Source organism: Mycobacterium noviomagense, from assembly GCF_010731635.1.
Lineage (GTDB): Bacteria > Actinomycetota > Actinomycetes > Mycobacteriales > Mycobacteriaceae > Mycobacterium > Mycobacterium noviomagense.
Window position 1 is genome coordinate 3,531,419 of the sequence record NZ_AP022583.1, and the last position, 17,221, is coordinate 3,548,639.

The 17,221-nt window shown below is 66.8% G+C and carries 13 protein-coding genes; 6 read left to right on the plus strand and 7 right to left on the minus strand.

The window, feature by feature from the left end; all coding sequences use genetic code 11:
- Positions 1-34 precede the first annotated feature (34 nt).
- From G6N15_RS16710 to G6N15_RS16730, 5 genes are read left to right on the plus strand one after another with little or no spacing between them, the layout of a single operon-like run.
- The gene (locus G6N15_RS16710) at positions 35-724 is read left to right on the plus strand and encodes a hypothetical protein (protein WP_232070260.1); all 690 of its coding nucleotides are present in this window, start codon (positions 35-37) and stop codon (positions 722-724) included.
- Positions 721-1,773, plus strand: a complete 1,053-nt coding sequence (locus tag G6N15_RS16715; RefSeq protein WP_083087721.1) for a polyprenyl synthetase family protein — start codon at positions 721-723, stop codon at positions 1,771-1,773. Before G6N15_RS16710 ends, G6N15_RS16715 begins: the two co-directional genes overlap by 4 nt.
- 30 nt (positions 1,774-1,803) lie before the next feature.
- Positions 1,804-2,556 carry an FAD-dependent thymidylate synthase gene (thyX, locus tag G6N15_RS16720; protein ID WP_083087722.1) on the plus strand — a complete coding sequence of 251 codons (753 nt, stop codon included), beginning with the start codon at positions 1,804-1,806 and terminating at the stop codon, positions 2,554-2,556.
- A gap of 24 nt (positions 2,557-2,580) precedes the next feature.
- Entirely contained in the window at positions 2,581-3,483 is a 903-nt protein-coding gene (dapA, locus tag G6N15_RS16725) for a 4-hydroxy-tetrahydrodipicolinate synthase (protein WP_083087723.1), read from the plus strand.
- Between the two features lie 18 nt (positions 3,484-3,501).
- Positions 3,502-5,178, plus strand: a complete 1,677-nt coding sequence (locus G6N15_RS16730; protein WP_083087724.1) for a ribonuclease J — start codon at positions 3,502-3,504, stop codon at positions 5,176-5,178.
- A 50-nt stretch (positions 5,179-5,228) separates the two neighbouring features.
- Here G6N15_RS16730 and G6N15_RS16735 read toward each other — a convergent pair whose 3' ends face one another.
- The 3 genes from G6N15_RS16735 to G6N15_RS16745 are packed head-to-tail and all read right to left on the minus strand — an operon-like array spanning position 5,229 to position 7,242.
- The gene (locus G6N15_RS16735) at positions 5,229-6,101 is read right to left on the minus strand and encodes an SAM-dependent methyltransferase (RefSeq protein ID WP_083087725.1); all 873 of its coding nucleotides are present in this window, start codon (positions 6,099-6,101) and stop codon (positions 5,229-5,231) included.
- Between the two features lie 2 nt (positions 6,102-6,103).
- Positions 6,104-6,928, minus strand: coding sequence for a mycofactocin-coupled SDR family oxidoreductase (locus G6N15_RS16740; protein WP_083087726.1), 825 nt, complete (start codon positions 6,926-6,928; stop codon positions 6,104-6,106).
- Positions 6,928-7,242 (minus strand): putative quinol monooxygenase, encoded by a 315-nt coding sequence (locus G6N15_RS16745; RefSeq protein ID WP_083087727.1) that lies wholly within the window; start codon positions 7,240-7,242, stop codon positions 6,928-6,930. Before G6N15_RS16745 ends, G6N15_RS16740 begins: the two co-directional genes overlap by 1 nt.
- Before the next feature lie 86 nt (positions 7,243-7,328).
- Between G6N15_RS16745 and G6N15_RS16750 the strand changes: the two genes are divergently transcribed.
- Complete coding sequence (locus G6N15_RS16750; protein WP_083087728.1) at positions 7,329-9,821, plus strand: FtsK/SpoIIIE family DNA translocase; 2,493 nt, start codon at positions 7,329-7,331, stop codon at positions 9,819-9,821.
- Positions 9,822-9,826: 5 nt separating this feature from the next.
- Here the strand turns inward: G6N15_RS16750 and G6N15_RS16755 are convergent, their stop codons facing one another.
- Genes G6N15_RS16755 through G6N15_RS16770 form a run of 4 tightly spaced genes read right to left on the minus strand, consistent with a single transcriptional unit; the run spans position 9,827 to position 16,909 of the window.
- Entirely contained in the window at positions 9,827-10,903 is a 1,077-nt protein-coding gene (locus tag G6N15_RS16755) for a PDR/VanB family oxidoreductase (RefSeq protein WP_083087729.1), read from the minus strand.
- 13 nt (positions 10,904-10,916) lie between these two features.
- Positions 10,917-12,725: an SDR family oxidoreductase gene (locus tag G6N15_RS16760; protein WP_083087730.1), complete on the minus strand. Its 1,809-nt coding sequence runs from the start codon at positions 12,723-12,725 to the stop codon at positions 10,917-10,919.
- Positions 12,726-12,731: 6 nt separating this feature from the next.
- Entirely contained in the window at positions 12,732-13,643 is a 912-nt protein-coding gene (locus tag G6N15_RS16765; RefSeq protein ID WP_372506488.1) for a metal-dependent hydrolase, read from the minus strand.
- A 17-nt stretch (positions 13,644-13,660) separates the two neighbouring features.
- Positions 13,661-16,909 (minus strand): thioester reductase domain-containing protein, encoded by a 3,249-nt coding sequence (locus G6N15_RS16770; RefSeq protein WP_083087750.1) that lies wholly within the window; start codon positions 16,907-16,909, stop codon positions 13,661-13,663.
- Between the last annotated feature and the right edge of the window lie 312 nt (positions 16,910-17,221).

Consider the following 17,221-nt stretch of genomic DNA (forward strand, 5'->3'; position numbering starts at 1 on the left):
TAGCCGGTGGCAATTCGTCGAAGGGCAGCACGGCGTGGATCGCGAGATGGACGGCAATCGCAACAGCAGCGACCAGGGAACAATCAGCGATCTGCCGTGGGCCTCGGTTTTCGATCCTGCCGCAAACGCCCGCGCGCTGAGCGCTATTCAGGCCGAAGGCTTTCGGGCCGCCAGCCGGATCGTCGACCGATTCGTGCGAGCAGTGGGGACGCCAGAGCGACAGGCAGCCAACGGCGCGGTGAACGCCACCGACGACGGTCAGGCGGAGATGCCCGAATGGGAACGGCTGACTCGGGCGTGGTGGTCGCTCTATGGCCAATTTCTGCTTGGCTCAATGCCTTTCGCCGCCCGACAAGGCAGCGGAACGGTGACGCTCGATCTCAACAAGCCCGACGCGACGGGCGCCCTGAACCTCGAGGCTCCGGTGGGCGGTGCTGCCAGTGCCGAGGTGTGGCTGCACAACCGGGGACCCGAAGACCGGCCGGATGTTCGGCTGCGCTGCAGTGATCTGCTCAGCCACGACGGTGACGTGATTGGCACCGACGCGGTGCTTATCGACACCCCCGTCGTGCCAATGCCGCGACGATCCAGCCGTGGGGTGACGATCAGAATCGATGTTGCACCGCAGACGCGGCCCGGCGTCTATCGCGGCACCGTGCTGGCAAGCAGTCACCCCGATCTGTGGCTTTCCGTGCAACTCACCGTCCGCCTGCCAAGCACATGACCAGTACCGCTGAGCGCGCCGCGCTGGTATCCGTGGTCGATGAACGCCTGCGCGAGGTCGCCAAGCTGGTGCGCCGATCGATGCTCGACGCACTGCCCGACGGCGAACCCAACCAGTGGCTATATGCACCGATGCGCGCGTATCCGTCGCGGCCGGGCAAGGCGTTGCGACCCGCACTGTGCCTGTCGGCCGGCCGCGCATTCGGAGCGGACGCGGACGAGCTGCTGGGCGCGGCTGTGGCGATCGAGATGCTGCACAACGCATTCCTGGTTCACGACGACATCGCCGACGGCAGCGAAATGCGCCGCGGCAGGCCAACTTTGGCGGCAACGCACGGAATCGCTGCAGCACTCAACGCCGGTGATGCGTTGGCGGTGGTGGCCGGCCAAGTGTTGCGGCGGGCGACCCGTCGGTTCGATCGCGACCTGGCCGAGCTGGTGTGGGCTGAATTCGACACGATGGCGATGCGCACCCTCGAGGGCCAGGCAACCGAAGTGGGCTGGCTCCTCGACAACATCGAGAATCTGGGGCCCGAGGACTATCTGAACCTGATCATGCACAAGACGTGCTGGTACACCACCATCCATCCACTGCGGGTCGGAGCAATCGTGGGCTCGCGCGGCACCGCCGAACTGGGCCCGTTGGTGCGATTCGGCTTCCATTTCGGCGCCGCCTTTCAGATCCGTGACGACCTGTTGAACCTGGTGGGTGACGAACGGCTTTACGGCAAGGAGATTCTCGGTGACCTCTACGAGGGCAAGCGGACGCTGCCGCTGATCCACCTGCTGTCCGCCGCGCAGGGCCGCGACCGGGATATGGTCCGCGACTATCTGCGGCGCACCCGAGCGGAGCGGTCGAGCGAGTTGGTGTGCGAAGTGCGCGCGCTGATGGACCGCTACGGCAGCATCGCGTTCGCCAGCGAATTCGCCGAGGGCATTCTGCTGGTCGCCGAGGAATATTTCGAGCAGGCCTTCGCCCACGCCCGGCCCGGCCCGGACCTGGAGTTCCTGCGGGCACTGGTGCCCTACGTGTGGGCGCGCTGGCGGTGAGGGCGGGCCGCTTCCGTTATCGTGAGCGCCGTGGCCGAGACCGCTCCGCTGCGGGTGCAGTTGATCGCCAAGACCGAGTTCGTGGCGCCGCCCGACGTGCCGTGGGGTACCGACGCCGACGGCGGGCCGGCGCTTACCGAGTTCGCCGGCCGGGCCTGCTACCAGAGCTGGTCTAAGCCGAACCCGAGAACTGCGACCAACGCCTCCTACATCAAGCACATCATCGACGTCGGGCATTTCTCGGTGCTCGAGCACGCCAGCGTGTCGTTCTACATCACCGGCGTCTCGCGGTCCTGTACGCACGAGTTGATCCGGCACCGGCATTTCTCGTACTCACAGCTCTCGCAGCGCTACGTGCCGGAACGCGACTCGCAGATCGTTGTGCCGCCGGGAATGGGAGACGACGCGGAACTGCAGGAGATCCTGAGCGCAGCGGCCGACGCCAGCCGTGCCACCTACACCGAACTGCTGGCCAGGCTCGAAGCGAAATTCGTCGATCAGCCCAACGCCGTTTTGCGGCGCAAGCAGGCTCGTCAGGCGGCCCGGGCGGTGCTGCCCAATGCGACGGAAACCCGGATTGTCGTCACTGGCAACTACCGCGCGTGGCGGCATTTCATCGCCATGCGGGCCAGCGAGCACGCCGATGTGGAAATCCGGCGGCTGGCCATCGCCTGCCTGCGCCAGCTGGTTGACGTCGCGCCGGCGGTGTTCGCCGACTTCGAGATCACCACCCTGGCCGACGGCACCGAGGTCGCGACGAGTCCGTTAGCGACGGAGGCTTGAACCCGGGCAGGTAGCCTGGGGACCGTGAGCACCGGCGGATTCGACGTCCACGCCCGCCTGGGTACTTTGTTGACCGCGATGGTCACGCCGTTCAGCTCGGACGGCTCACTCGACACCGCCGCCGCAGCGCGACTGGCCAACCACCTCGTCGACGCCGGGTGTGACGGCTTTGTGATATCCGGCACCACCGGCGAGTCGCCGACCACGACCGACGACGAGAAACTCACGCTGCTGCGCACCGTGCTGGAAGCGGTCGGCGACCGCGCCCGCGTCGTCGCCGGCGCCGGCACCTACGACACTGCGCACAGTGTTCATATGGCCAAGGCCTGCGCGGCCGAGGGGGCACACGGCCTGCTTGTCGTCACCCCGTACTACTCGAAGCCTCCGCAGTCCGGGCTGATCGCACACTTCACCGCGGTCGCCGATGCCACCGAGCTGCCGGTGCTGCTCTACGACATCCCGCCCCGCTCGGTGATCCCCATCGATCCCGACACGCTGCGCACACTGGCGGCGCACCCCAACATCGTCGGCGTCAAAGACGCCAAGGGCGATCTGCACCGCGGCGGCCAGCTCATGGCCGAAACCGGGCTGGCCTACTATTCCGGCGACGACGCACTGAACCTGCCCTGGCTGGCCATGGGAGCCACCGGCTTCATCAGCGTCATCTCTCACCTGGCCGCCGCTCAGCTGCGCGAGATGCTGTCGGCGTTCCAATCCGGCGACGTGGCCACCGCCCGCAAGGTCAACGTCGAGATCAGCCCGCTGTGCGACGCCATGAGCCGCCTGGGCGGGGTGACGATGAGCAAGGCGGGCCTGCGGCTGCAAGGCATCGACGTCGGCGAGCCGCGGCTACCCCAGATGCCGGCGACCCCGCAGCAGGTGGACCAGTTGGCCGCCGACATGCGCGCGGCCTCAGTGCTGCGGTGAGCCACAGGTGAGCCGCAGGTGAACGAAGAGCTCGCCCCGCCAGGTCCTCTGGCCCCTGGCGGGCTGCGGGTCACCGCGCTCGGCGGCATCAGCGAAATCGGCCGCAACATGACGGTTTTCGAGCATCTGGGCCGGCTGCTGATCATCGACTGCGGGGTGATGTTCCCCACCCATGACGAACCCGGCGTCGACCTGATCCTGCCCGATCTGCGGCATATCGAAGACAGGCTCGACGACGTCGAGGCGTTGGTGTTGACCCACGCGCACGAGGACCACATCGGAGCGATCCCGTTCCTGCTGAAGCTGCGACCCGACATCCCGGTCGTCGGCTCGAAGTTCACCTTGGCGCTGGTGGCCGCGAAATGCCGCGAACACCAGCTCAAGCCGGTGTTCCGCGAGGTCAGCGAGGGCCAGCGCACCACGCACGGGGTGTTCGAGTGCGAATACTTCGCCGTCAACCACTCCATCCCCGACTCGCTGGCCATTGCGGTGCATACCGGGGCCGGCACCGTGCTGCACACCGGCGACATCAAGCTCGACCAGCTCCCACTCGACGGACGCCCCACCGACCTGCCCGGCATGTCGCGGCTCGGGGATGCCGGCGTGGACCTGTTCCTGTGTGACTCGACCAACGCCGAGATCCCCGGCGTCGGGCCATCCGAAAGCGAGGTCGGCCCGACCCTGCACCGGCTGATCCGGGGCGCCGACGGCCGCGTCATCGTGGCGTGCTTCGCCTCCAACGTGGACCGGGTGCAGCAGATCATCGACGCCGCAGTGGCGTTGGGCCGCCGCGTGTCGTTCGTCGGCCGCTCGATGATGCGCAACATGGGAATCGCCCGCGACCTGGGTTATCTGCGGGTGGCCGACTCCGATCTGATCGACATCAGCGTGGCCGAAACCATGCGGCCTGAGCAGGTGGTGCTGATCACGACGGGCACCCAGGGCGAGCCGATGTCGGCGCTTGCGCGGATGTCGCGCGGCGAGCACCGCAGCATCACGCTGACCGCTGGCGACCTCATCGTGTTGTCGTCGTCGCTGATACCGGGCAACGAGGAGGCGGTGTACGGTGTGATCGACGAGCTCGCTAAGATCGGCGCCCGCGTTGTCACCAATGCCCAAGCGCGCGTGCATGTTTCGGGTCACGCGTATGCCGGTGAGCTGCTGTTCCTCTACAACGGCGTGCGGCCGCGCAACGTCATGCCGGTCCACGGCACCTGGCGGATGTTGCGCGCCAACGCCGGCCTCGCCGCCCGTACCGGAGTGCCGCAGGAGTCAATCCTGTTGGCGGAGAACGGCGTCAGCGTCGACCTGATCGCCGGGCAGGCCCGCATCGCCGGAGCGGTGCCCGTCGGCAAGATGTTCGTCGACGGGCTCATCATGGGCGACGTCGGCGACATCACGTTGGGCGAAAGGCTGATTCTCTCGTCGGGGTTCGTTGCGGTGACCGTCGTGGTGCGCCGTGGCACCGGTCGAGCCGCTGCGCCACCACACCTGCATTCCCGCGGTTTTTCCGAAGATCCCAAAGCACTGGAGCCCGCGGTGCGCAAGGTCGAAGACGAACTGGAATTGCTCGCCCAAGAAAACGTCACCGACCCCATTCGGATCGCTCAGGCGGTGCGGCGCACCGTCGGTAAATGGGTGGGCGAAACCTACCGGCGCCAGCCGATGATCGTGCCAACCGTGCTGGAGATTTAGCCTGGCGAGCAGACGCAAAGGTACCCGAAATAGCCTGTAATCGGGGGCTTTTACGTCTTCTCGGCATATGCCGACCATTCGATCTCAGATGCGGTGAGATCGCGGGCCGCTGGCCTGACGTAGCGCTGGATCAACTGCTCCGGTCCGACCTGCTCGATCAGCCGCCAGCCGAAGTCGGCTAAAAACTTTTCGACTTCCTCTGGCTGGATCCCGAAGTGCCACAGTTGCTGTCGTTGTCTGACCCTGCGATACAACGACTTCGCGCCGTAGCGATTGACGCCGTCGATGAAATCGCGCCGGACGTACGTGAACACCAGCCGGCTTCCAGGCGCCACGGGCCGCAGTCCTTCCAACGTCGCCCGCACCGCGTCGGCCGTGAGATATTGGGTCACCCCTTCCCAGATGAAGAAGGTGCGGTAGTCGATGCGATAGCCGTACTCGGCCAACGTGGTGAGCAGGTCGTCACGCTCGAAATCCAACGCCACCAAACGAACCGATCGCGGCTGCTCGCCAAGTGCCCGGCGCACGGTCGCTGCTTTGCGGGCGACGTTCACCCGTTGGTCGACTTCGAAGATCGGCATCTGGCTGGTCCGGGCCAAATGGTAAGCCCGCGTGTCCAATCCGGCGCCTAAAACTACTACCGCGTCAATGGTTTCGAGTGTTTCATCAAGTTTCTCGACGATGTAGCGCTTACGGCACGCGAGGTTGGCCCACAGCCCGGGCCCGCCGCGCTCCATCCCGGCAATGAACAACCGTCGCACCAGCGCCGGTCGAGTCGCCGCCACCAGCCACCGAGCCCTTGCCGGCAAAAATGCGGCAGCCAGATCGTCGTCGACCAGCCGCCGCCCGGGTGGCTCGTGTCGTTCGACAGCTGCCAGCACCATCGGGCCGAAAGCGGTCTGGGCCGCAGGATTTCGAGCCACGGCTACCGCTTGTTCAGAAAGCCCGCATCGACCGGCATCGCGATGCCGGTGACATAGCGCGCCTGGTCGGAGACCAGCCACGCCACCGCGTTGGCGATGTCCTCGGGTTGCATCACCTGCACCGGCAGAGCGTTACCCATGTCCGGCGGCGAATCCGATTCAGTGAGCAGCTGGGCCATCCAGGCTTGGGTGAACTCGTTGTTGATCATCGGTGTGTCGACGCCTGCCGGGTGTATCGAGTTGACCCGAATACTGTGCGGCGCAAGCAGGTTGGCATAGACCCGCATCAAGCCCACCATGCCGTGCTTGGCGGCGGTGTAGCCGATCGAGCCGGCATCGGCGCTGCCGATGCCGGCCAGTCCAGCCGCCGAGCTGATCAGCACAATCGAGCCGCCGTCGCCTTGCTCGATCATCGTCGGGATCGCCACCTCGACCGTGTTGTGCACACCGGTGAGGTTGACGTCGATCACGTCGCGCCAGCCGTCGGCGCCCGACTGCATCGGCGCGATCCCGGCGTTGGCCACCACGATGTCCAGCCGCCCCAGCTCCTCCAGACCGGCCTGCACGGCGGCGGCCAGCGAGTCGCGATCACGGACATCGCCTTGGCGCGCCACGATGCGAGCGCCGGTGTCCTCGACGAGCTTGACGGTCTGGGCCAGATCGTCGGGCCTGGCCATCGGATAGGGCACGCTCGGGATCTGCTCGCACAGGTCGACGGCGATGATGTCGGCGCCGTCGGAGGCCAGCCGCAGCGCATGTGCGCGGCCTTGGCCGCGCGCGGCACCGGTGACGAACGCGACCTTTCCGTCCAGAGGGCGCGGGCTCATCAGGGCCGCAGTTGTCCTTTGGACGGGTCGCCGGCGACAACGGGTTGCAGCATCTTGATATCGGGCGCCCCAGCCAGGTGCTCGCCGGCGTCTTTGAACATCGTCGTGACCGCGGGTGCCGTGCTGTGAGCCTTGAGCGCGTCGGCGTCGGCCCACTGTTCGACGAAGACGAAGGTGTCGCCCGACTCGTGCAGGGCGTAGAGCTGACAGCCCGGCTCCTCGTGCACGTCCTTGACGGCGCGGGTCAGTATCTCCCGAACGGTGTCGACCGACTCCGGTTTGACGGTCATGGTGGCGACGACGACGACTGGCATGCGGGGCCTCCTGAGGTAGTAGCGGGGACAGCTGTAGCGTGACCGCTGTCACCCTACCCAGGCGCAGGCGCAGGCCAGCTGCCCGGATGGCCGTAACCAGTGTGGCTTATGGTGCCGATGGTGCATTTGCGATTAGGCTTGCGGTCATGCCCAGTAGGACCGCCGCCCGATCCGGCAGCCGAACGAGCAGGTCAAAGGCTGCGCCGCGGGGTAGTGTCCGGCCGGCACGGCCGGCCGCGCCCCGCAAAAGAGCGAAGAAACGCCACAATCGGTCGCTGCTCGTCACCGCGGGGCTGCGCTGCGGCCATGCGGTGCGTGCCGGCTGGCTGATGGTGGCCAGAGGTGCCGGCACCACGGCGCGCTCGGTGGGCCGCGCCCACGACATCGACCCCGGCCACCGCCGCGACGGGATCGCGCTGATGCTGCTGGGTGTCGCGGTCGTGATCGCGGCGAGCTCATGGTTCGACGCCGCCCGGCCGGTCGGGGCATGGGTCGACGCGGCGCTGCGGCTGTTCATCGGTTCAGCTGTCGTGCTGCTGCCCGTGGTCACAGTTGCGGCCGCGGTAGCGCTGATGCGGACTGAACCCAACCCGGAGGTTCGGCCCCGGCTGGTCCTCGGGGCTGCGCTGGTCGGGCTCTCGGTGCTCGGACTGTGGCATCTGTGGGCCGGCTCTCCGCAGAGCCCCGACGCACGCCGGCACGCGGCGGGTTTCATCGGATTCGCGATCGGCGGGCCGCTGTCGGACGGCGTGACCGCGTGGATTGCCGCGCCGCTGCTGTTCATCGGCGCGTTGTTCGGTGTGCTGTTGCTGACCGGGACCACGATCCGCGAGGTTCCCGAGACACTGCGGGACATGTTCGGCACTCGAATCTTGCCCGAAGCTGAATACGACGACGCCGACGATGCTGTGGCCGAGCCGTTTTCCGACGACTACGACGGCGACGACGAAGCGCAGGTGTGGCTCCCAAGCGATGATCCGATTCCCCCGGACGACACGCCCACAATCCCCGAGCCCACCGCCCGCACCCGGCGTCGCGCCGCCAAAGCGGCTCCCAAGCACGAAACCCTGCCGCTGGATCGGGTGGTCGAGGGCCCGTACACGCTGCCGTCAATGGACCTGCTCGTCAAAGGTGACCCGCCGAAACGGCGCAGTTCGGCCAACGACCGCATGGTCGAGGCAATCACGTCGGTGCTGCAACAGTTCAAAGTCGACGCGGCGGTCACCGGCTGCACCCGGGGGCCCACCGTCACCCGCTACGAGGTCGAGCTCGGGCCGGGCGTCAAGGTGGAGAAAATCACTGCGCTGCAACGCAACATCGCCTACGCGGTGGCCACTGAGAGCGTGCGGATGCTGGCCCCGATCCCCGGCAAGTCCGCCGTGGGCATCGAAGTGCCCAACACCGACCGCGAAATGGTGAGGCTGGCCGACGTCCTCACCGCGCCGTCGACGCGGCGCGACCACCATCCGCTGGTGATCGCACTGGGCAAAGACATTGAGGGCGAATACATCTCGTGGAACCTGGCCAGGATGCCGCACCTGCTGGTCGCGGGTTCTACTGGCTCCGGCAAATCGAGTTTCGTCAACTCCATGTTGGTGTCGCTGCTGGCGCGGGCCACGCCCGAAGAGGTCCGGATGATCCTGATCGACCCGAAGATGGTGGAACTGACGCCGTATGAAGGCATTCCGCATCTGATCACCCCGATCATCACCGAGCCCAAGAAGGCCGCCGCGGCGCTGGCGTGGCTGGTCGACGAGATGGAGCAGCGTTATCAGGACATGCAGGCTTCCCGCGTGCGTCACATCGACGACTTCAACGACAAGGTGCGCTCCGGTGAGATCACCGCGCCCCTGGGCAGCCAACGCGAATATCGGCCCTATCCGTATGTAGTCGCGATCGTCGACGAACTGGCCGACCTGATGATGACCGCGCCGCGCGACGTCGAGGACGCCGTCGTGCGGATCACCCAGAAGGCCCGCGCCGCCGGTATCCACCTGGTGCTGGCCACCCAGCGCCCGTCAGTCGATGTGGTCACCGGCTTGATCAAGACCAATGTGCCGTCGCGGTTGGCGTTCGCGACTTCGTCGCTCACCGACAGCCGGGTGATCTTGGACCAAGCCGGCGCGGAGAAGCTGATCGGCATGGGTGACGGCTTATTCCTGCCGATGGGCGCAGGCAAACCGATCCGGCTGCAGGGCGCATACATCACCGACCAGGAGATCCATGCGGTAGTCACCGCCTGCAAGGACCAGGCCGAGCCCGAGTACACCGAGGGCGTCACCACCGCCAAACCCACCGGCGAGCGCAAGGACGTCGACCCCGACATCGGCGACGACATGGACGTGTTCCTGCAGGCGGTCGAGCTGGTGGTGTCCAGCCAGTTCGGCTCGACCTCGATGCTGCAGCGCAAACTCCGCGTCGGTTTCGCCAAAGCCGGTCGGCTGATGGACCTGATGGAGACCCGCGGGATCGTCGGCCCGTCCGAGGGCTCGAAAGCGCGCGAGGTGCTGGTCAAACCCGACGAGCTGGCGGCCACGCTGGCGTCTATCCGCGGCGTCGGGGGAGACGAAGCCGACTAGGCCGCTCAGGCGTCGATGACGACGCGGCCGCTTTTGGCCCGCGACACGCACACCAGCATCTCGTCGTCGCCCTCGGCGGCGCGGCCCCGGCGGTCGACCTCCCCGGCGAGCACCTTGACCTTGCAGGTCCCGCAGAACCCTTGCTGGCACGAATACGGGGTCGCCGGGTCACGGTCGAGCATGACGGCCAGCGCCGAGCGGTTCGACGGCACGGACAGCACGCGTTGCGAGCGCGCGAGTTCCAGCTCGAAGGGGATCCCGTTGACTACCGGCGGCGGGCTGAACCGCTCGTAGTGCAGCGGCGCGTCGGCGTGTTCGTCGCGCGCACTCCGCACCGACTCGAGCATCCCGCTTGGCCCGCAGACATAGACCGCCGTCGTGGGCCCGGCGTCGGTGAGCACGTCCTCGGCGGTGGGCAGTCGGCCCCGCTCGTCGTCGGCCCACACGGTGACCCGGTCCGGCGCCACCGCCACCACCTCGTCCAGCAGCGGCATGTACTCCCGGCTGCGACCGGCATAGACTGCGCGCCAATTGATTCCGTGCTGCTGCGCCAGCTGGATCATGGGCAGGATCGGGGTGACCCCGATGCCGCCGATCACAAACAGCACGTCCTGCTCGTCGGTCACGAGGTAGAACGCGTTGCGCGGGCCTTCGAACACCAGCGTGTCGCCCACGTCGAAGGTGTCGTGCATCTCGACCGACCCGCCGCCGCCGTCGGCGATCCGGCGCACGGCGATGCGGTAGTCGGTGCGCCGCCCGGGTGGCCCGCACAGCGAATACTGGCGTTTGCGGCCAGAGGGCAGCCGGACGTCGATGTGCGCGCCCGGTGTCCAGGACGGCAGCAAGCCACCGTTGGGGTCGGCGAGCGTCAACGCGACCGCGTCGGGGCAGAGCAGTTCGCGTTTGGTGACGACCGCGGCGATGGTGCGCTGCACCGGCGCGACCCGCGATGGCGTCCACCGCGATGCCGACGCCAAGCCGCCGAAGAGGACACCCACGCCATATAGCGCGGTGAGGATTCGGTCCCGCCTGCGCCGACCGTAGAGGTCGGCGGGTCTACTGTTCCAAACAGTCTGTGGCACAGGTACTCTCTCGCTAGGTTGTAGGGCGGCGACCCGCTGCGCCCGGCTCCGCCGCGCTTGCGATCGCCGCGGTCTGTCGAATGTCGAAGCGCGCGAATGCCCGAAGCAGTGACGGGCTGATTCGGCGCAGCGCGTAGCCGACCCTGGCCTCGGCGGCGATCGGCGCTACGGGTGGGCCGGTCTTGATCGCCTTGACGATCGCCTTGGCAACGGCTTCGGGAGTGTAGTTGCGGCGCCGATATGCGGCGTCGGCCTTCTCCCGGGCCCGCTCCTGCTGCTCAGCCGTCATCCCCGCGTAGACGGTGTTCTTGGCGATGTTGGTGTTGACGAAGCCGGGGCAAACCGCGGTCACCCTGATGCCCTCGTCGGCAAGGTCGGCTCGCAGTGATTCGCTCAGCGCCAGCACCGCCGCCTTCGTGGTGCCGTAGGCGACCATGGATTTCGAGGGCAGAAACGCCGCCGCCGACGCCACGTTGATGATCGTGCCGCCCTGGCCGCGCTCGACCATCTGGGCGCCGAACGCCCGGCAGCCGTTAATCACCCCGCGGACATTGACCGCGATGATGGTGTCCCAGTGCTCCGGCGTCGTCTCCAAGAACCGGCCCGCCATCCCGATGCCCGCGTTGTTCACCAGGATGTCGACCACGCCGTGCTTGCTAAGGACTTGTGCGGCAAGATTATTCATCGCCGTGTCGTCGCTGACGTCGGCCTGGTAGACCGCGGCCTCGGCGCCCAGTGCCCGCACGGCTTCCGCGGTTTCTTCCGCCGCAGCCAGGTCACGGTCGACGATCACGACGGCGCGCGCGCCGTGGCGGGCCAACTCCACCGCGGTGGCCCGGCCGATTCCCGCACCAGCGCCGGTGACCAGCGCGAGTTTGCCCTTCATGTCACGCGGCCCGCTGTGCACGACGGACTCGCCCGCGCCAGCTGCGCCCTCGGTGACCCGGTCGACCCACTCGCTGGTGAGCCGGGCGATGACGTCGGGACGCGAGGTCACCACCCAGTGCCCGCCTTCGATCGGGACGACCCTGCTGCCGGCGGGAATCCTGCCGGTGAACCGCTGAAGCGGCGGCGACACGAAATAGTCCTGGCGGGCCACCAGCACCTGCACCGGCACCGTCGTCTGCGGGAGCTGCGGCGGCGGCGCCAGCATCGGCGCGGGCATGTTGGCGCGGTACAGATTGAGCCCGTTGAGGTAGTCACGGATGGACCGGTACGTCGGATGACGCTGGCTGCGGGTGCTCGATCGGCCGATACGCTCAACCGCCGCGAAGACTTTCTGGGTCACCCGGGTCCGGATCGCGAGCTCCGGGGCGCCCGGGCACAGGAAGAACCAGATGTAGCTGGAGGCCAGGATCTGTTTGGCGACGTCGGCGACCGCGCGCGGCGTGCGCGGTGACCGCAGGAACTTGCCCGCGTAGTTGAGGTGCGGCCCTGAGATCGACGTGAACGACGCGATTTTGGGGCTGACCGAGGCGTCGGTGACCGCCGCCCAGCACTGGATGGAGCCCCAGTCGTGGCCCAGCAGATGGACCTCGTCCACCCCGAGGCTGTCGATCACCGCACCGATGTCCGAAACCAGTTGCGGGAACCGGTATCCCGCGCGATCTGCCGGTTCTGAAGACTCACCGGCCCCACGTACGTCGTAGGCCACCACGTTGTACCGGTCGACCAGTTTCGCCGCGACGCCGTCCCATACGTGGTGGTTATCGGGGTAGCCGTGGACGGCCAGGATGGTCGGGCGCTTGGGGTCCATCTCGCCGTACCGGTGCACGGCGAGGGTGACGCCGTCGGACGCGGTGACGGTGGTCGTGGTCGCCATCAGTGCTCAGTACGACGCGCGAGCAGCGGGCGAGCGGGCCAGGTACTCCACCGCACGTCCCACACCGCCCAGCTGGGACGGATGGAAACTCGGCTTGTAGTACGCGGCGATGACCCGCAGGAACTCGAACGGCCCGGGCACCAAACCCCGGCGCGCCGCACGGAAGTAGTCGCGCCAGCGGGGTTTGGTTCCCGGCGGCAAGTGAGGGTCGACCGAGTACATGAACCGCACGCCGCGGACGAACAGCCACAACATCGCCGGTGTCACCAGCAGCTGGGTGCGCACCTGCCGCCAGTAGCCGGCGCGCAGATGCTTCATCGTGTCGAAGGCGACGGCTTTGTGCTCGACTTCTTCTGCGCCATGCCAGCGCAGCAGGTCCAGCATCACCGGGTCGGCGCCGAACGCGTCGAGTTGCGGGGTGTCGAGGATCCATTCACCCAAGATCGCGGTGTAGTGCTCGATGGCCGCCACGATCGACACCTGCTCGGCCAACCAGCTGTGCCGCCGTCGCGGGCTCCACCGTGGCCGGTCGCCGATGAGCTTGGTGAACAGCCAGCGGATCTGGTCGGTGAACGGCGACACGTCGATGCCCTTGGCGGCGAAGTGCTCGAGCACACCGGCGTGCGCCTGGGAGTGCATGGCCTCCTGGCTGATGAATCCCTGCACGTCCAGCCGCAGCTGGTCGTCCTGGATCAGCGGCAACGCCTTCTTGAACACGTCGACGATCCACTCCTCGCCCGCCGGCAGCAGCAGGTGCAGGACGTTGCAGAAGTGGGTGGTGAAGGGCTCGTTGGGCACGTAGTAGAACGGCAGCGTCGCCCAGTCGAATTCGACGTCACGCGCCTGCAGGACGATGCGCTCGTGATCCAGTGACGCGTCGTGAGGACCCGCTGCCTGATCATCGACAGTGAACATCATGGCCTCCCTTGTCCTACCTAGGCTACTGCGTCGCCGTCGAGGACCCCCCTCTCGTCCTCGGTGATCAGACGCTCCTGCCGCAGGAACCGCATCAGGTCGTCCACCGTCTCGGCCAGCGCCGGCTCGCGTCGGCGGACCTTCGCCAGCGCGCGGGCGTGCCGGTACTGGGTGTTGTCGTAGCGCTTGTCCCGCATCGCCTCGATCTTGCTGGCCGAACGGGTGAGGAAATCGACCAGCGGATACAGGGGGTCGCGCGGCGTGCACCGGCGGTTCACCTGCTCGGTGAAGGACGGGATGTCGAGGTAGGTGAAGCGGTAGCCGTAGCGTTCGGACAACAGCCGGGTGACATCCGTGAGGTTGTAGTAGTCATCCGCGGTCATATTGAAGACCGTGCCCGCCTCCGCCGGAAGGCCCATCAGCCCGACGATGTGATCCGCGATCAGGTCTGCCGGCAGCAGACTGATCTGGTTGAGGGCGTTGACGGCCAGGCCGTGCTCGATCATAAACGCGGTGAGGCGCACATAGATGTCGTCCTGGCTGCCGTAGCCGGCGCTGGTGGGGGAGATCAGCGACGGCCGGTAGATGCGCACGTCGAGTCCTTTTCGCTGCGCGGCGAACGTCAGCTGCTCGGCGACCCACTTGGTCTGCGAGTAGCCGAAGTCCAGACCGCTCATCTCCTCGTTCGCATAGTCTTCCCCGACCACCGGCAGGGTGCTCCAGCCGTAGATGAAGGTGCTGGAGACCAGGTGGAAGGCCTTCCGATGCCCGGTCATGGCCAGCCGCAACAGCTCGTGCGTGCCCGCCACGTTGGTGGGCCGCAGGGCGTCGCAGGTCCGCACGTAGTTGACCAGCGCGCCGTTGTGGACGATGGCGTCGACATCTTCTGCCAGTTGCTGGAATGCCGCCTCGCCGATTCCCAAGTGAGGCTCGGCCAGGTCTCCGCAGATCACGCGCACCCGCGCCTGGATCTCGGCTTCCAGAGCCGGCGACCATAGCTTCGCTCGGTGCAGCGCGGCGACGATCCGGTCCAGGCCGTGTGCCGCATCGCTGGCGCGCACCAGCGCGTGGACAGTGTAGGAGGTCTGGGCGAGCAGGCTGCTCAACAGGAACGGTCCCAGGAAACCCGTCGCGCCAGTCAGCAGGACGTCGCGTGGCGCACCTTCTCGCGCGGGCGGCAGCTCCGGCAGGGGCAGCTGTGCGTCGGCGCGCATCCGCGTGGTCTCGTATTCCTCGTACTCGACGGAAATCTGATCCAGCGCCTGACGCAGCTCGGACAGCGGCTGCCCGGAGCCTTCGCCGAATTGCCCCATGAGCCGGAAGAACTCGGCGACGGTCAGGCGCTGGAGCAGGCGTGTGTTGACCTCCTCGGCCAGCTCTCCCGCGCCATGCTCCTCCAGCAACGCCTGCAGATCCGAGCGGAGCTCGGCCAGAGCGAGCGAGTCGATACCCAGATCGGCGAAGGAGCAGTCCTCTTCACCGGTGAGGTCATAGCTCTCGATGAGGTTGCGGAAGCGTTCCAACGGACCCGCTGTGGCGTCGAGCGCCTCATGCGTCTGGGGGGTATAGCTCGCCACCACGGGCAGTTTGCCATCCAGCCAGAGCTGACGGGTCTGGGCGCGCCTGATCTTGCCCGACGTGGTCTTGGGAATGCTGCGCGCCGGCAGGAACACGATGGTGTGCGGATCGATGTGGGCATGCCTGCGGATGGCGCGGGTCAGGACTTTGGCGTCCGGAAGCGCCTGCTCGTCGCGCACCTCGGCGGCCACGACCAGCATTTCCTGCTCGTCGCGCTCGACCGAGAAAGCGGCGACGCAGCCGTCGCGCACTTGGGCCGCCGACCGCTCCACGACGGCCTCGATGTCGGACGGGTAGCAGTTGACGCCGCGCACGATGATCAGGTCCTTGGTGCGGCCGCAAACGAACAGCTCGCCTTCGTAGAGGAAGCCGATATCGCCGGTGCGCAGGTACGTGTGCTCATCGTCGCCCGCGATGCGAGCTTCGAACGTCTCCGCGGTTTTCTCGGGGCGGTGCCAGTAGCCGCCGCCCTTGGATGTCCCGGCCACCCAGATCTCGCCGATCCGGCCCTCGCCGAGGTCTTGTCGCGTTTCAGGATCGACGACGCGGACCGTGTTCCCGGCAAGGGGTTTGCCGCAGCTGACAACCGGGGCCTGATTCTTGTTCTCGGGCAAAGCCTTTTCCACCCGGACCAGGTTTCGCTCCAGCCCGCGCTTGTTCAATGACAGCGTCTGGCGCCCCTGCAGAGACACGATTAGCGTGTTTTCGGCCAACCCGTAAGCGCCGGTCAGCGCATCTGGCCGCAGACCGTAGGGTGCGAATCGCTCCCGAAAGCGCGCGAAACTCTTGGCCCGCAGCGGCTCGGCTCCGATGACCAAGCTTTCCAGGCTGCTCAGGTCTATTCCGGCCAGCTCGGACTCAGGCAGCTTGTCCTCGCGCAGGCAGTAGTCGAGCGCAAAGTTCGGTGCCGGGCTGTGGGTAGCGCGCACCTCGCTGATGAGCCGGAGCCAGGCCGACGGCCGCGCCAGAAAGTCGAGCGGCGACATTGCGTGCGTGGTACCGCCGACCACCAGCACGAACAAATAGGCGGAAATCAGCCCCATGTCGTGGTGCTGCGGCAGCCAGCTGACCGCCACTTCGCTGCCGGTGAAGGCAGCGGCGTTGGCGATGATGTTGTCGTGGCTGACGATCACGCCCTTGGGATCGCTCGTGGACCCGGAGGTGTACTGCAGGAAGAGCACCCGGCTAGGTGTGTCGGGCACAGGGCCACCGCCAAAGTCCTGGGTGCCGTCCGTGGCGAACCAGGGCAGCTCCGGGGGCCGCTCGGCGTCCGGCCAGGGCAGCCCGCCTGACCGGTAGCCGAGCAGCTGGCGGTAGTCGTACTCGAACTGCTTGGTCGACAGCACCGCCTTGGCCCGGCAGTCCCGGGCGATGAAGCTGAGCTTGGCCAGCCCGGCTTCGAAAGCCATGGGTAGCGGGGGACTGACCGGTACGGCGATCACCCCGATGCGTGCGCAGGCGATGAACGCTGCCACCATCTCCAGGCCGGGCGGGTAGACCAGGAGCGCCCGATCGCCGGGCCGCAGGCCGGCCTCTGCGAACAAGTAGGCTGCCAGCTCACGGGTCCGCTCCGCGAAGCTTTGGTAGGTGTAGTGCTCGATCTCGCGGCCGTCGGCGTCGACGAACCGGTAGAGGATCTGGTCCGGCCTACGCTCTTCCCACGTCCGCAGGTAATCGATCAGCGTCTCCATCGTAGGAGTATCCCCTTCCAGGTCGGTCTCGACCGAGATCAACAGAACTACTTCGCTCACCACATCAGCAATATCAATGTTACCGCTGTCGACGAACTTCAAGCAAAGCTAAAGAGCCTATTTAGGTACTATACATCGAGCTCACAACATTCTCCCAGGCTAATTGCTCAAGAGAGAAGAATTCGACGGCGGTTCCGCGTTACGCTTCGGCAGGGTATGGAGTGGCGATGCCGGCCTTGGAGATGCGATCCGTAGCTACTGGGTTCAGTAGATCAGTACCAATATCAGCTGGTCATCTGTTGCCAGCGGTCG

What these genes read in the sequence shown, in the direction of transcription:
- G6N15_RS16760 (WP_083087730.1), bottom strand. Translation starts at nt 12,725, where the DNA reads ATGGCGACCACGACCACCGTCACCGCGTCCGACGGCGTCACCCTCGCC.
- G6N15_RS16715 (WP_083087721.1), top strand. Translation starts at nt 721, where the DNA reads ATGACCAGTACCGCTGAGCGCGCCGCGCTGGTATCCGTGGTCGATGAA.
- G6N15_RS16750 (WP_083087728.1), top strand. Translation starts at nt 7,329, where the DNA reads ATGGCCGTAACCAGTGTGGCTTATGGTGCCGATGGTGCATTTGCGATT.
- G6N15_RS16740 (WP_083087726.1), bottom strand. Translation starts at nt 6,928, where the DNA reads ATGAGCCCGCGCCCTCTGGACGGAAAGGTCGCGTTCGTCACCGGTGCC.
- G6N15_RS16770 (WP_083087750.1), bottom strand. Translation starts at nt 16,909, where the DNA reads ATGGAGACGCTGATCGATTACCTGCGGACGTGGGAAGAGCGTAGGCCG.
- G6N15_RS16765 (WP_372506488.1), bottom strand. Translation starts at nt 13,643, where the DNA reads ATGATGTTCACTGTCGATGATCAGGCAGCGGGTCCTCACGACGCGTCA.
- G6N15_RS16745 (WP_083087727.1), bottom strand. Translation starts at nt 7,242, where the DNA reads ATGCCAGTCGTCGTCGTCGCCACCATGACCGTCAAACCGGAGTCGGTC.